Origin of the sequence: Streptomyces arenae (assembly GCF_022343545.1) — a bacterium.
Taxonomy (GTDB): domain Bacteria; phylum Actinomycetota; class Actinomycetes; order Streptomycetales; family Streptomycetaceae; genus Streptomyces; species Streptomyces humi.
Window position 1 is genome coordinate 1 of the sequence record NZ_JAKQYH010000016.1, and the last position, 13732, is coordinate 13732.

Here is a 13732-nt window from a genome sequence, read left to right on the forward strand (position 1 = left end):
GGTCACGGGGGTCACGGGGGGCCGGGGGATGCGGCGGGTCCGGGGGATCCGGTTCCGGACGGCAGGGCTGCCGGGGCGCCGGGCGCGTCCGGGGAGCCGGCGGAACCGGATCACCCGGCGCCTGTCGTGGCACGGCCGGTGCCGTTGCAACAGGCCCCGCTGGGGCGGCCGTCACGGCCGGTGCCGCCGGTGCGGCCGGCTGAGCCGGTGTCCTGGGAACGGCCGGTGCGGTGGGTGCGGCTGGAGCGGCGGTTTCAACCGTCGTCGGTGGGGCAGACGTTGGACCGGAGTCCGGTGGGGCCGCCGTTGCGGCAGGGGCCGCCGGAGCCGCTTGTAACAAAGTAGCTGCGGTCGGCGTGCCCGCCTGGATCCGTCCCGTGCCGGTCCGGATAAACTCGCCGCGCTGTAAGAAAGATCATGTTGACGGGGTGAATTCTTCCGATGAGCGACGCCAGCACGTCCCAGCAGCTGTCCGCCGACCTTGAGGAGGCGGACGGTCACGGGAAGCACCGTGGTCACGTCTCGGCCCAGGACGGTGAATCGGCCCCCAGCGGCCGGCACCGCAAGCCGGAACCGGCCGAGGCCGCTGCCTGACGGCACGTACGTACGACCCGGCGGCCCCGCCCCCTCGTCAACAGGGGGCGGGGCCGCCGTCGTACGTCGTGCTACCGGCGTCGCAACGCCAGCACCTCCGCCGCCGCGAAGGTCTCCCCCGGCGGCCGGTCCGCGTAGTGCGGGGTGAGCAGGGCGTCGAGCTCGGCGTGGTCGAAGGTGTCCTGTTTGCTGTCGAACCTCGCCTCGACGCGGGGCCGTCCGACGACCGCGACCATGCCGCCGTGCACGACGAGCAGCTGGCCGTTGATCCGTTCGGCGGCCGGTGCGGCCAGGTAGCCGACCAGCGGGGCGACATGCTCGGGGGCGAGCGGGTCCAGGCCCTCGGCGGGCCGCTCGAACCCGGCGAAGACGTCCTCGGTCATCCGGGTGCGGGCGCGCGGGCAGATCACGTTGGCGGTCACGCCGTACTTGGCGAGGGCGAGGGCCGTGGACGTCGTCAGGCCGACGATCCCGCCCTTGGCGGCCGCGTAGTTGGGCTGGCCCGCGGAACCGGCGAGGAAGGCCTCGGAGGAGGTGTTGACGATCCGGCCGTACACCCTGCCGCCGGCCGCCGCCTTGGCCCGGTCCCGCCAGTGCGCGGCCGCGAAGCGGGTGGTGTTGAAGTGGCCCTTGAGGTGGACCCGGATCACCGAGTCCCACTCGTCCTCGGTCATGGAGAAGACCATGCGGTCGCGCAGGATGCCGGCGTTGTTGACGAGGATGTCCAGCTTTCCGTAGGTGGTTGTCGCGAGCGTGAGAAGGTCTCGCGCCTGCGAGAAGTCCGCGACATCACCGGTGTGGGCGACCGCCTGGCCGCCGGCCGCGCGGATCTCCTCCGCGACCTGCTCGGCGGGGCCCGCCGAGGCCGCCCCCGAGCCGTCCCGGCCGGACTGGCCGAAGTCGTTGACGACGACGGCCGCGCCCAGCCGGGCGAGTTCCAGCGCCTCGGCCCGGCCGAGCCCGCGGCCCGCGCCGGTGACGATCGCGCTGAGCCCTTCCAGAGGCCTCTCTTCCGGCATCCGACGGCCCTCAGATCTCTATGCAGGTACGCAGGGCGGTGCCGGTGCGCATCTGGTCCAGCGCCTCGTTGATCTCCGTCAGCGGCACCCGGTGGGTGATCAGGCCCTCCAGGTCGATACGGCCGGCCCGCCACAGGGCGATCGTGCGCTCGTAGGAGCGGACCACGTCACCGCCGCCGTACATGGACGGCAGGATCCGCTTCTCGTCGAAGAACAGCTCGAACATGTTGAGCTGGAGGAAGTCGTCCATGGCTCCCGCACCGACCACCACGAGGGTGCCGCCGCGCCGGGTGTTCTCGTACGCCGTCCGTGCGGTCGCGGACCTGCCGACGACCTCGAAGACGTAGTCGAAGCCCTCGCCCGCGGTGACCTCCTGCTTGGCGCCGGGCAGTTCGTCCGGCGACACGGCCCGGGTCGCCCCGAACCCGAGCGCCGACTCGCGCCGCGACGCCACCGGGTCGACGGCGACGATCTCGGCGGCGCCCTTGAGCCGGGCCCCCTGGATCGCCGAGATGCCGACACCCCCGCACCCGATCACGGCGACCGACGAACCGGCCTCCACATCGGCGGTGTTGAGGGCCGCGCCGAGTCCGGTGGTGACTCCGCAGCCGATCAGCGCGGCGATGTCGAAGGGCACGTCGTCCGGGATCGGCACCGCGCACCCGGCGTCGACCACGACCTCCTCGGTGAAGGTGCCGGTGCCCGCGAAGCCGAAGACGTCACCGGTGGGGCGCCGGAAGTTGGGGGTGCCGGCGTTCATGAACCCGGCCAGGCACAGTTCGGTCTGCCCGCGTCCGCAGGCGGGACAGGCGCCGCAGGCCGGGAGCCAGCAGACCACCACCCGGTCGCCGGGCTTCACCCGGGTGACGCCCTCCCCCACCTCCAGGACCTCACCCGCGCCCTCGTGGCCCGGCACGAACGGCCCCGGCTGCGGCAGCACCCCGCTCATCGCCGACAGGTCCGAGTGGCACAGCCCGGTGGCGCGCACCCGGATCCGTACCCGGCCGGGCCCGAACCCCACCGCCTCGACGTCGTCGAGGACCTCCAGCTTCTCCTGGCCGATCTCGTGCAGTACGGCTGCGCGCATGGTGCGGCTCCCCTCGACTGCCTGCTCAAGTACGTGCTCGACTGGCTACTGGATCAAGAGTGTTGGACGATCGTGTCGGCGAGGACCGGTGCGTCGTCGCGCTCGACGGCGCTCACGGCCACCCGGGTCGACTCCGCGGCGCGCCACATGCGGATCCGCAGCGTCTCCCCCGGGTACACCACCCCGGCGAACCGCGTCTCGTACGACCGCACCCGCGACACGTCCCCGTCGAGCAGCGTGTCCACGACGGCCTTGAGGGTCATGCCGTAGGTGCACAGTCCGTGCAGGATGGGCCGGTCGAAACCGGCGAGCTTGGCGAACTCGGGGTCGGCGTGCAGCGGGTTGTAGTCGCCGGACAGGCGGTAGAGCAGCGCCTGGTCCTCGCGGACCGGCCGCTCCACGGTCCGGTCGGGCTCGCCCGCGGGCGGCTCCCGGAGGGCCGAGGGGCCGCGGTCGCCGCCCCAGCCGCCCTCCCCCCGTACGAAGATCTGCGCGTCGTTGGTCCACAGCGGGCCGTCGGCGTCCGCGACCTCGGTGCGCATGACGAGGACGGCCGCCTTCCCCTTGTCGTACACGGCGGCGATCCGGCCGGTGGCGGTGGCGGTGCCCGCGACCGGGATGGGGCGGTGGAGTTCCAGCCGCTGGCCGCCGTGCAGCACCTTGGCGAGGTCGACGTCGATGCCCGGCATGGACAGTCCGCTGATCACGCCGGGTGAGCCGGCGCCCGCGACGGTGGCGAAGCTGGGCAGAACGTGCAGCCGGGTCTCCAGGGTGTAGCGGAGTTCGTCGGGGTCGGTGGCGGGGCGGCCCGCGCCGATGCCGAGGTGGTACAGCTGGACGTCCCGGCGGTCCCAGCGGATCTCCCCGGACCGGGGTCCGGCGGCGAGGGCCTTGGCTGCGTCGATGGGCATACGGCTCCTGAGGTGTCTCAAGACCTCGGCACGGCCGTCCGCACCGTCGGCCGCACCGAGGCCGTCCACGGGGCGTGCGTCCAGAACCTAGAACGCGTTCCAGTCCGGCGACCCTTGTATAGCCCAGCGTCCGCGACTTGTGAAGGCTCCTGACGGCGTGTCAGGTGCACTGGCACCCGGGACATTTGTCCTGCCGGAGTCCGTACATGCGCATCTGCCGGACGGGCGGCCGGATCCGTAGCGTCGTACCCATGACGCGGACACGGGGTGCCACCGTGTCCGGTTCGTACGCTGTGCTGTCGTACCGCCGGTCAGGACGGGCCGGCCGACGGGGGGAGCAGGAGATGTCCTGGATGCGTGGGGCGCGCGCCCGGCTGCGGGAGTGGCGGGCGGCGCAGGAGCAGTGGAAGGCGGACATGCGGGCCTTCCGGGCCTCGGAGAAGGAGGCGCGCCGGACCGGCGCGGCGGTGCCCGAGCAGCCGGGGCCGCCGCCGACCGCGTTCTCCCTGCTGCCCTGGCTGCTGCTGGGGCTGGGCGCGTTCTCCAACCTGTTCCAGGGCGAGACCCCGAACCCGTGGGTCGGCGGTCTGGGGCTGCTCACCTTCAACTCGCTGTACATCTACGTGGCGGTCCGCGCCTTCGTGAAGGAGAAGCGCGGGGCTCCCTCGACGCGGGTGGCGCTGGTCGCCATGGCCGCGATCACCTGTGGTCTCGGCGGCGGTTACGGCGGCAACTGGCTGCTGTTCTTCCCGCTGCTCGGCCTGGCGACGGGCGCGGCGCTGCGGGGCGAGCACCTGCGCTGGGCCGGGCTGGCCGTCGCCGTGCTCGCCGGTGCGGTCTCCGCCGCGCGCGACGGCTGGAACGGCCTGAACATCGCGTACGCCACCTGGATCTCCACGATGGTGACCGCGGCGATCCTCGGGCTCTCCGAGGCCGTACGGGAACTGCGGGCCGCCCGCGAGCAGTTGGCGCACCAGGCTGTGGCGGAGGAGCGGCTGCGGTTCTCCCGCGACCTGCACGACCTGCTCGGCCACACCATGTCGGTGATCGTGGTGAAGTCGGAGGCGGCCCGGCGGCTCGCGCCACGGGACATGGACGCGGCGCTCGCTCAGATCACCGACATCGAGTCGGTGGGCCGGCAGGCGCTCACCGAGATCCGGGAGGCCGTCACCGGATACCGCGAGGGCAGCCTCGGCACCGAACTGGACCGGGCCCGCTCGGTGCTGGACGCGGCCGGGGTGGAGGCGGTGGTCGGCCGCTCGGGTGCCCCGCTCGCCCCGGGGACCGAGGCGCTGCTGGGCTGGGTGGTGCGGGAGGCGGTCACCAACGTCGTACGGCACTCCGGCGCGAGCCGCTGCGAGATCACCGTCGACGGCACCGCCGGACGGGTCCGCCTCACCGTCGCCGACAACGGCACCGGCACCGGCACCGGCAGCGGTGCGGACGCCGGTGCGGGTTCGGGTGCCGGTGCCGCCGGCGGGGCCGCCTGGCCGGACGGCGTCGGCGGCACCGGTCTGAAGGGCCTGACCGAGCGCCTCGCGGCGGCGGGCGGCTCCTTGCGGGCCGGCCCGTCGCCGCGCGGCTTCACGGTCACCGCGGAGCTCCCCACCGAGGCGCTGGAGCCGCCCGCCCCGGCGGCGGCCGCTACGGAGCCCAGGGCGTGCTGACGACCCAGCTCACGTCGTCGCTCCAGGACGTGCCGGTGTCCCAGGCGTTGGAGCCGCCGTCGCTCGCTATGTAGAGGTTGTAGTTGTAGTGACGCAGGTATTTCGTCGGGTAGTTGTACGAGGCGAACGACGTGCCGGTGCCGCTCTTCCCGGTCGTCGGACAGAACGTGGCGTCCTGTCTGAACGTGGTGGTGCCGTCCATGGGCTGCCGGTAGATCTTGTAGTTGTAGTGACGGAGGTAGTCACCGGGGTAGTTGCGGGACTCGAAGGAGACGCACGAGCTGCTGGCGAGTCCCGGGCGGACGATCCAGGTGGCGTCGTTCTTGTCGAGGGTGGAGCTGCCGGAGGTGACGGCGGACAGCACCCCGGCGTTGTTCTGGTGGCGGACGTAGTCGGCGGTGCAGCAGGACGTGGTCGCCTTCAGGGAGATCTCCGAGGCGGCGCCCAGGGAGCCGGTGGAGCCGGTCGCGCCGCCGTAGCCGACGGAGACGATGTTCGACTGGACGGTGTCGTCGGCGGCGTCGGTCGGGATGCCGGAGGTCATCACGCCCTCGAAGAACGAGCCGATCGAGCCGTTGCTGTTGTCGCCGCCGGTGCCGAGGACGATCGCGCCCTCCTGGTGCATCGGTGAGTAACCGCTGCTGGTGCTGGGCTCACCGCCGGAATACGTGGTGGTGAGACCGCCCGATTGGGCGTTTCCCCATTTCAGTGCGAAATGGTCCTGCCCGTTGTTCTTCAGCAACGCGGTGACGAACGGGATCGCGCCGGTGCCGGTGTTCGACGAGTTGGTGCTGTAGCCGAGATTGGACTGGAACAGCCCGTTCTCCAGGTCCGCCTGCACCCAGGGGCCGGAGCCGTAGCAGGGTGAGAACCAGCACTCGGTGCCGAAGTTGATGGCGTCCATGTGGCCGTTGCCGGTGTCCTTGTTGTTGGTCTCGGCGTTGCCGTAGTCGAAGCAGCAGCTGCCGTTCACATGGGTGCCGGAGGTGACCATGTACATCCCCTCGGCGCCGCCGTTGGTGGCGACCCCCGAGGTGGAGTTGTCCCGGTAGCCCATGCCGGCCGAGATCTCCAGGCCGTAGACCTGGTGCCCGCCCACGGTCACCGGCAGGGCGTCCGCCGGGGCGCCGACGTCGGCCGCGCCGGCCCCGCCCGCACCCTCGACGGTGAGGTCGTTGTGCTTGCTGGACTGGTCGTAGATCCTGGTGATGATGCAGGTGGTACCAGCGCAGAAGGAGTCCTGCGCGGCCGCGTTGGCGTACCCGCCGGTGGACAGCAGGCCGATGTCGGCCGTGGCGCTGTCCGAGGCGCGCTGCACCTGGTAGAGCGAGCCGCTGTACGACGAGTACAGCGCCCGGACCATGCTGTGCGCGGCCACGCACGGCGTGCCGGCGGCGGCGTAGACGTCACAGGGCAGCGAACTCGCGGCGGCGGCCTCAGGGGCGCCGGCCCCGACGACGAGCGCGGCGACGGTCGCGAAGGCCGCCAGCACGGACAGGACGGCTCTCTTCAGTCGCCGCGGACAGGAGCGCGCGGCTCGTTGGGACACTGAGAACACGATGCACCTCTTCTTCGGTTCCTCGTAGGGCGGTGCGGGTGCCTGGTCGGTATACCGAACGTCGTTCGATCGAAATACCGAACCTATTCAGCTGTCGAAATGCCGACCGTTCGCCGACCATTCGGGGAATTGCAGAGGCGATTGTTTGAGCACGGTCAAGCGCCGTCAAGACCTGCGGTACGGAACAATGACTACTCTTTAATTGCCGGTTCCGAGGCTAGGCTTGGGCTGTGTACGAGCCTGCGAACGAGACGCCTCGGGACCACCGGCCCGCCAAGTCCATCAGGGTGCTCCTCGCGGAGGACCAGGGGATGATGCGCGGGGCGCTCGCCTTACTGCTCGGCATGGAACCGGACATCGAGGTCGTCGCCCAGGTCGCCTCAGGTGACGCGATCGTGGACGCGGCGCTGGTCCACCGGCCCGACGTGGCCCTCCTCGACATCGAACTGCCGGTCCGCAGCGGTCTGGACGCGGCGGCGGAGCTGCGCGAGCAGGCGCCGGACTGCCGGGTGCTGATCCTCACCACCTTCGGGCGGCCCGGTTACCTGCGCCGGGCGATGGAGGCCGGGGCCGCCGGGTTCCTCGTCAAGGACGGACCGGTGGAGGACCTGGCGCGGGCGATCCGGCGGGTGCTCACCGGGGAGACCGTGGTCGACCCGGCGCTCGCGGCGGCCGCGCTGAGCGCCGGGCCGAACCCGCTCACGGCCCGCGAGTGCGATGTGCTCAAGGCGTCGGTGGACGGCGCGACCGTCGCCGACATCGCCGCGAAGCTGCACCTGTCGGAGTCGACGGTGCGCAACTACCTCTCCGCCGCGATCGGCAAGACCGGCACCCGCAACCGCACGGAGGCGGTACGGGAGGCCCGGCAGCAGGGCTGGCTGTGACCAGTCGGCCAACGACCGAATCCCCAGCCCCAACCAGGCCTCCAGGCAAGCCCCTTAACCCGCCCGACCTCCCGGCGCGCTCCCCTGCCCCACCCGGGCCTCCCGGCGCGCGCCCCTAACCCGCCCGGCTCTCCCGGCGTGGCAGCCACAGCAGCATCAGGGTCGCTCCGGCCAGCAGCAGACCGGTGCTGGTGCGGAAGGCCGCCGCGTAGCCCTCCGTCAGGGCGACCGGCCCGCCGGTGGTGCCGGTCCGGGCCGCCGCGATCGTCGACATCACCGCGAGCCCGAGCGAACCGCCCATCGTGCGCGAGGTGTTGATCAGCCCCGACAGCAGCCCGGCCTCGGCGGGCGCCGCCCCGGACGTGGCCAGCGCGGCCAGCGGGGTCGCGGCCAGGCCCGCGCCGAGCATCATCAGGACGCCGGGGCACATGATGGCGGTCGCATAGGCGCCGTGCGGGCCCATCGTCGACTGCCAGGCGAACCCGGTCGCGGCGACCAGCGTGCCCGACACCGCCACCGTCCGCGTCCCGAAGCGCCGCATCAGCCGGGGCGCCGACTTGGAGCCGACGAGCACCGCGACCGAGCTGGGCACCAGGGCGAGGCCCGCCTCCAGCGGGGTGTAGCCGAGGACGTTCTGGGCGTAGAGCGTCATGAAGTACCACATGCAGAACATCGCCGAACCGGAGACGAGCATGGCCGCGTTGGCCGACGCCACCGACCGCCTGCCGAGCAGTCCGAGCGGCATCAGCGGGGCCGCCGTGCGCGCCTCCACGGCCAGGAACAGCCCGATCAGCGCGAGCCCGGCGGCCAGCGGGACCAGGGTGCCCGCCGCCGCCCACCCCTCGGCCTCGGTCTGCGAGATGCCGTACGCCAGGGTCCCGAGGCCCGCCGTGACCAGCAGCGCGCCGGGCAGGTCGAGCCGCCGGCCGTCCCCGGCCCGGCTCTCCGTCAGCCACCGCACGGAACCGGCGAGGACCAGCGCGCCCACCGGCACGTTGATCAGCAGGACCCACCGCCAGGAGAGCACCTCCACCAGCACCCCGCCGACCAGTCCGCCGGCCGCGCCGCCGCCGGCGCCGACCGCCGTCCAGGTGGCGATCGCCCGGGCCCGGGCCGCGCCCTCCGGCACGGCCGCCGTCAGCAGGGTCAGGGTCGAGGGCGCCAGGACGGCCGCGCCGAGCCCCTGGGCGCCCCGGGCCAGCAGCAGCTGCCAGCCGTCCTGGGCGAGCCCGCCGCCGAGCGAGGCCAGCGTGAACAGGCCGAGCCCGACCAGGAACATCCGCTTGCGGCCGTAGAGGTCACCGGCCCGTCCGCCGAGCAGCATGAACCCGGCGAAGGCGATGGCGTACGCGTTGACGACCCACTGCAGGCCCGTGGCGCTCAGCCCCAGGCCGTCCCGCATCGACGGGAGCGCCACGTTCACCACGGACACGTCGAGCACGACCAGGAACTGCCCGGCGCACGCCAGCGCCACCACCAGCCAGGTGGGGGCCGCCGTGCGGCGGGATATGTGCGAGGTGTCCGCGGTCTCCAGCATGACTGTCATGCTCTCAAGCCGGTTACGGTCCTTGCATCGGCTTTTCGGCCCAGCCGTCCTGGGTCCTGGGCCCTACGGCCGGGTCGTCGCCCGCAACAGCGTGACGACCGCCGCGCCGCCCAGTCCGATGTTGTGGGCGAGCCCCACCCTGGCCCCCTCGACCTGCCGGTCCCCCGCCGTGCCGCGCAGCTGCCAGACCAGTTCGGCGGTCTGCGCGAGCCCGGTCGCGCCGAGCGGATGCCCCTTGGAGATGAGCCCTCCGGAGGGGTTCACCACCCAGCGCCCGCCGTAGGTGGTGGCGCCGGACTCGACCAGCTTGCCCGACTCGCCGGCCGCGCACATGCCGAGGGCCTCGTAGGTCAGCAGCTCGTTGACCGAGAAGCAGTCGTGCAGTTCGACGACGTCCACGTCCTCGATGCCGAGGCCGGAGCGGTCGTACACCCGGTGGGCCGCCGCCCGGGACATCGGCTGCCCGACGACGTCGATGCACGAGCCCGACGCGAACGACTCGCCGGTGTCCGTGGTCATGGCCTGCGCGACGATCTCGACCGCGCCGGTGAGCCCGCGCCGCTCGGCGAACCGCTCGGAGACGACGACCGCCGCCGCCGCGCCGTCGGAGGTGGGCGAGCACTGGAGTCTGGTGAGCGGCCGGTGGACGGTGGGGGCGGCGAGGACGCCGGCGACGTCGTGGACGTCCCGGAACTGGGCGTAGGGGTTGTCCGCCGAGTGCCGGTGGTTCTTGGCGGCCACCGCGGCCAGTTGCTCCCGGGTGGTGCCGTAGCGCTCCATGTGCTCGCGGGCCGCGTCGCCGAAGATCTGCGCGGTGGGCGGGGTCGTCTCGAAGCCGTGCCGGGCGGCCATGATCCCGTAGTGCCGGGCGACGGGGGAGGCCGAGAAGTCGCCCCCGTCGGCGCCGCCGCCGAGCGAGCCCTTCTTCATCTTCTCGAAGCCGACGGCGAGGACGCAGTCGGCGGCACCGCCCTCGACCAGCTGCCGGGCCAGCATCAGGGCGGTGGCTCCCGTGGCGCAGTTGTTGTTGACGTTGTAGACGGGGATCCCGGTGAGACCCAGCTCGTAGACGGCGCGCTGGCCGGCCGTGGAGGGCTGGAAGCAGTAGCCGATCGGAACCTGTTCCACATCGTCGTACGAGATCCCCGCGTCGGCGAGGGCGGAGCCGGCCGCCTCCCGGACCATGTCCCAGTACTGCCAGTCACGGGTCTCGGGCTTCTCGAACCTGGTCATCCCGACCCCGGCGACATACGCCTTCATGGCGCTCACGGCACTCATGACGCGGGAGATTAGAACACGTTCCACAAACAGACCAGCCCCTGACGCCAGGTCAGAAACCCATGGGACGGTCAAGGATTCGTTAGCAGCTCGAAGCAACGGAATAGTTGCCTGTGCATACGAGGTTTAGCCGGTACTTACCAATCGGGAGGCCTCACTCAATGACGCACACGACGACCGACCAGCCCGCCCGGGGCGCGAGCGGGGCCGTGGTCCCGGTCCTCGCCTTCGCGGGCATCGTGGTCGCGGTGATGCAGACCCTGCTCGTCCCGGTCATCAAGGATCTGCCACAGCTGCTGGGCACCGAGCCCAGCAACGCCACCTGGGTCCTCACCTCGACGCTGCTGTCGGGCGCCGTGGCCACTCCGATCATGGGCCGCCTCGGCGACCTCTACGGCAAGCGCCGGATGCTGATCCTCAGCCTCGCCGTGATGGTGGTGGGCGCGCTGGTCAGCGCCCTCACCAGCGACCTGCTCACGATGATCGCCGGCCGTACCCTCCAGGGCTTCGCCATGGGCGCGATCCCGCTGGGCATCGGCCTGATGCGCGACATGCTGCCCCGCGAGAAGCTCGGCTCGGCGATGGCCCTGATGAGCTCCTCGATCGGCGTCGGCGGCGGCCTCGCGCTGCCCGCCGCGGCGCTGGTCGCGCAGCACATGGACTGGCACGCCCTGTTCTACGGCGCCGCCGCCCTCGGTGTGCTCTCCATAGCCCTGACCCTGCTGGTCGTACCGGAGTCCCCGATGCGCGCGCAGGGCTCGTTCGACGTGCTGGGCGCGCTGGGCCTGTCCGCCGGCCTGGTGCTGCTCCTGCTGCCCATCACCAAGGGCAGCGACTGGGGCTGGTCCTCGGGCACCACGCTCGGCCTGTTCGGCGCGTCGGTCGCGGTACTGCTCCTGTGGGGCGTCTTCGAGCTGCGCCACAAGGCCCCGCTGGTCGACCTGCGCACCACGGCCCGCCCGGCGGTGCTCTTCACCAACCTCGCCTCGATCATGGTCGGCGTCAGCTTCTACGTCGTCTCGCTGGTCCTTCCGCAGCTGCTCCAGCTCCCGAAGGCCACCGGCTATGGCCTCGGCCAGTCGATGGTCGTCGCGGGCCTGCTGGTCGCCCCGCTCGGCCTGACGATGATGTTCACGGCCCCGGTCTACGCCCGGCTGTCCGCCAGGTACGGCCCCAAGCTCACCCTCATCCTCGGCATGCTGATCATCGGCATCGGCTACGGCGCGGGCCTCGGCCTGATGAGCGCGCCCTGGCAGAGCGCGGTCATCGCGGTCGTCCTCGGCGCCGGCATCGGCCTCGCCTACTCCTCCCTGCCGGCGCTCATCGTCGGCGCGGTCCCGGCGTCCGAGACCGGTGCGGCGAACGGCCTGAACACGCTGATGCGGTCCATCGGCACGTCCGTCTCCAGCGCCGTCATCGGCATGGTGCTGGCCAACACGGCGAACCACGTCGGCGGGGTCGCCGTCCCGACCATGCACGGCTTCCGGGTCTCCTTCCTGATCGCGACGGCCGCGGTGGCGGTGGGTCTGCTGCTGGCGCTGCTGCTGCCGAAGCAGAACCGGCCGGCCCTGGGCACGCAGCCGCAGGCCAGCAGCGAGCAGGACGCCGCCGTGCTCGCCGACGCCGAGGAGATCCTGCGGGGCTTCCGCGGCCGGGTCCTCGACGCCGAGGGGGCGCCGGTGGCCCGCGCGAAGGTCACGCTGATCGACCGGCGCGGCCGGCAGGCGGGCGCGACGCTGTCCGCCGCGGACGGGACGTACGCGCTCGCGGTACCGGCCGAGGGGGCGTACGTGCTGGCCGCGAAGGCCGCCGGACACGGCCCGCACGCGTCGTCGGCGACGCACGCGGGCGACGAGCGGGCGGTCGACCTGGACCTGTCGCTCCCCGGCGAGACGGTCCCGGCGTAACGACACGGGACCGACGGCCCCCGGTTCTTCCGCGCCGCGGCCCGGGCGGGCGGTGCTCCACTCGACGGAGCACCGCCCGCCGCTGTCTCAGGGGGCGGCGGTTCAGTCCGCGGCCGCTCGTTCCCCGGCCGGGCGCCTGCGACGGGCGGGTTCGGTGAGGGACGGGGGCTGCCAGACCCCGTCGGCCCGGTACAGGTCGGTCCCGGGCGGCACGATCTCGTCGATGCGGTCCAGCACCGCGTCGTCCAGTTCCAGGTCGGCCCCCTTGAGCAGCGCGGTCAGCTGGTCCATGGTGCGCGGGCCGATGATCACCGAGGTGACGGCCGGGTGCACCAGCGGAAAGGCGACGGCCAGCTCCGGGAGGGTGCGGCCGGTCTCCGCGGCGAGCGCGACGAGCTGCTCCACGGCCGCGTACTTGGCGGCGTTGCCCGGCAGTTCGGGGTCGAAGCGGTGCGGGGTGAGCTTGGCGCGGCCGGTGCCGAAGTCCACGGGCCGGCCCTCGCGGTGGGCACCGGAGAGGAACCCCGAGGCCAGCGGCGACCAGGTCAGCACTCCCATGCCCAGGCGCCGCGCGGTGGGCAGCACGGCCCGCTCGACGCCACGCGCCAGGATCGAGTACGGCGGCTGCTCCGTGCGCAGCCGCATCAGCGCCCGCCGCTCCGCGACATGGTGCGCCTCGACGAGGTCCTCGGCCGGGAACGTGGAACTGCCGAACGCCCGGATCTTGCCCGCCCGCACCAGGTCGCTGAGGACGGACAGCGTCTCCTCGACGTCGGTGGTGTGGTCGGGGCGGTGCACCTGGTAGAGGTCGATCCAGTCCGTGTCGAGGCGCCGCAGACTGTCCTCGACGGCCCTGACGATCCAACGGCGCGAGTTGCCACTGCGGTTGCGGCCCTCCCCCAGCGGAAAGTGCACCTTGGTGGCGAGCACCACGTCGTCACGCCGGCCCTTGAGCGCCTTGCCGACGATCTCCTCGCACTCGCCGGCCGAGTACATGTCGGCGGTGTCCACGAAGTTGACGCCGGCGTCGAGGGCGGCGTGGATGATCCGGGCGCCGTCCTCGTGGTCGGGGTTGCCGATGGCCCCGAACATCATCGTGCCCAGGCAGTGGGTGCTGACCTCGATGCCGGTCTTGCCGAGGACTCGATAGCGCATACCGGTGCTCCGTCACGGGAGGGGGCGGGGATTGGCGGCGTCAGTGTAGGACTTGGAGTGCGCTTGAGAGCCAGTTCCCGGCCGGTGCGCGGGCACGGCGAGCACCGGGGCGCACCCCCCGTCGGG

The 13732-nt window shown here is 72.4% G+C and carries 11 protein-coding genes; 4 read left to right on the plus strand and 7 right to left on the minus strand.

Going from position 1 to position 13732, the window contains the following annotated elements; genetic code table 11:
• The first annotated feature begins 441 nt into the window (after nucleotides 1-441).
• Entirely contained in the window at nucleotides 442-594 is a 153-nt protein-coding gene (locus MB828_RS08445; RefSeq protein WP_165941407.1) for a hypothetical protein, read from the plus strand.
• 71 nt (nucleotides 595-665) lie between these two features.
• Here MB828_RS08445 and MB828_RS08450 read toward each other — a convergent pair whose 3' ends face one another.
• From MB828_RS08450 to MB828_RS08460, 3 genes are read right to left on the minus strand one after another with little or no spacing between them, the layout of a single operon-like run.
• A complete protein-coding gene (locus MB828_RS08450; RefSeq protein ID WP_133022201.1) occupies nucleotides 666-1613 on the minus strand; it encodes a 3-oxoacyl-ACP reductase in 948 nt (315 codons plus the stop codon).
• 10 nt (nucleotides 1614-1623) lie between these two features.
• Nucleotides 1624-2700: a Zn-dependent alcohol dehydrogenase gene (locus MB828_RS08455; protein ID WP_301647626.1), complete on the minus strand. Its 1077-nt coding sequence runs from the start codon at nucleotides 2698-2700 to the stop codon at nucleotides 1624-1626.
• A 53-nt stretch (nucleotides 2701-2753) separates the two neighbouring features.
• Nucleotides 2754-3611 carry a MaoC/PaaZ C-terminal domain-containing protein gene (locus MB828_RS08460; protein WP_301647627.1) on the minus strand — a complete coding sequence of 286 codons (858 nt, stop codon included), beginning with the start codon at nucleotides 3609-3611 and terminating at the stop codon, nucleotides 2754-2756.
• 344 nt (nucleotides 3612-3955) lie between these two features.
• Here MB828_RS08460 and MB828_RS08465 point away from each other — a divergent pair, with 344 nt between their 5' ends.
• Nucleotides 3956-5278, plus strand: coding sequence for a sensor histidine kinase (locus tag MB828_RS08465; protein WP_301647628.1), 1323 nt, complete (start codon nucleotides 3956-3958; stop codon nucleotides 5276-5278).
• Here MB828_RS08465 and MB828_RS08470 read toward each other — a convergent pair.
• Nucleotides 5256-6827: an alpha-L-arabinofuranosidase B gene (locus MB828_RS08470; RefSeq protein WP_301647629.1), complete on the minus strand. Its 1572-nt coding sequence runs from the start codon at nucleotides 6825-6827 to the stop codon at nucleotides 5256-5258. The genes MB828_RS08465 and MB828_RS08470 overlap by 23 nt on opposite strands.
• A 239-nt stretch (nucleotides 6828-7066) precedes the next feature.
• Here MB828_RS08470 and MB828_RS08475 point away from each other — a divergent pair, with 239 nt between their 5' ends.
• Complete coding sequence (locus tag MB828_RS08475) at nucleotides 7067-7720, plus strand: response regulator transcription factor (RefSeq protein ID WP_133022196.1); 654 nt, start codon at nucleotides 7067-7069, stop codon at nucleotides 7718-7720.
• A gap of 115 nt (nucleotides 7721-7835) precedes the next feature.
• Here MB828_RS08475 and MB828_RS08480 read toward each other — a convergent pair whose 3' ends face one another.
• Together MB828_RS08480 and MB828_RS08485 are read right to left on the minus strand one after the other, a co-directional pair.
• Complete coding sequence (locus MB828_RS08480; RefSeq protein ID WP_301647630.1) at nucleotides 7836-9266, minus strand: MFS transporter; 1431 nt, start codon at nucleotides 9264-9266, stop codon at nucleotides 7836-7838.
• Between the two features lie 63 nt (nucleotides 9267-9329).
• The gene (locus tag MB828_RS08485; protein WP_301647751.1) at nucleotides 9330-10526 is read right to left on the minus strand and encodes a lipid-transfer protein; all 1197 of its coding nucleotides are present in this window, start codon (nucleotides 10524-10526) and stop codon (nucleotides 9330-9332) included.
• A 179-nt stretch (nucleotides 10527-10705) separates the two neighbouring features.
• Between MB828_RS08485 and MB828_RS08490 the strand changes: the two genes are divergently transcribed.
• On the plus strand, nucleotides 10706-12451 hold the full coding sequence (locus tag MB828_RS08490) for an MFS transporter (RefSeq protein ID WP_133022194.1): 1746 nt from the start codon (nucleotides 10706-10708) through the stop codon (nucleotides 12449-12451).
• Between the two features lie 102 nt (nucleotides 12452-12553).
• Here MB828_RS08490 and MB828_RS08495 read toward each other — a convergent pair whose 3' ends face one another.
• Nucleotides 12554-13606 carry an aldo/keto reductase gene (locus tag MB828_RS08495; protein WP_301647631.1) on the minus strand — a complete coding sequence of 351 codons (1053 nt, stop codon included), beginning with the start codon at nucleotides 13604-13606 and terminating at the stop codon, nucleotides 12554-12556.
• Between the last annotated feature and the right edge of the window lie 126 nt (nucleotides 13607-13732).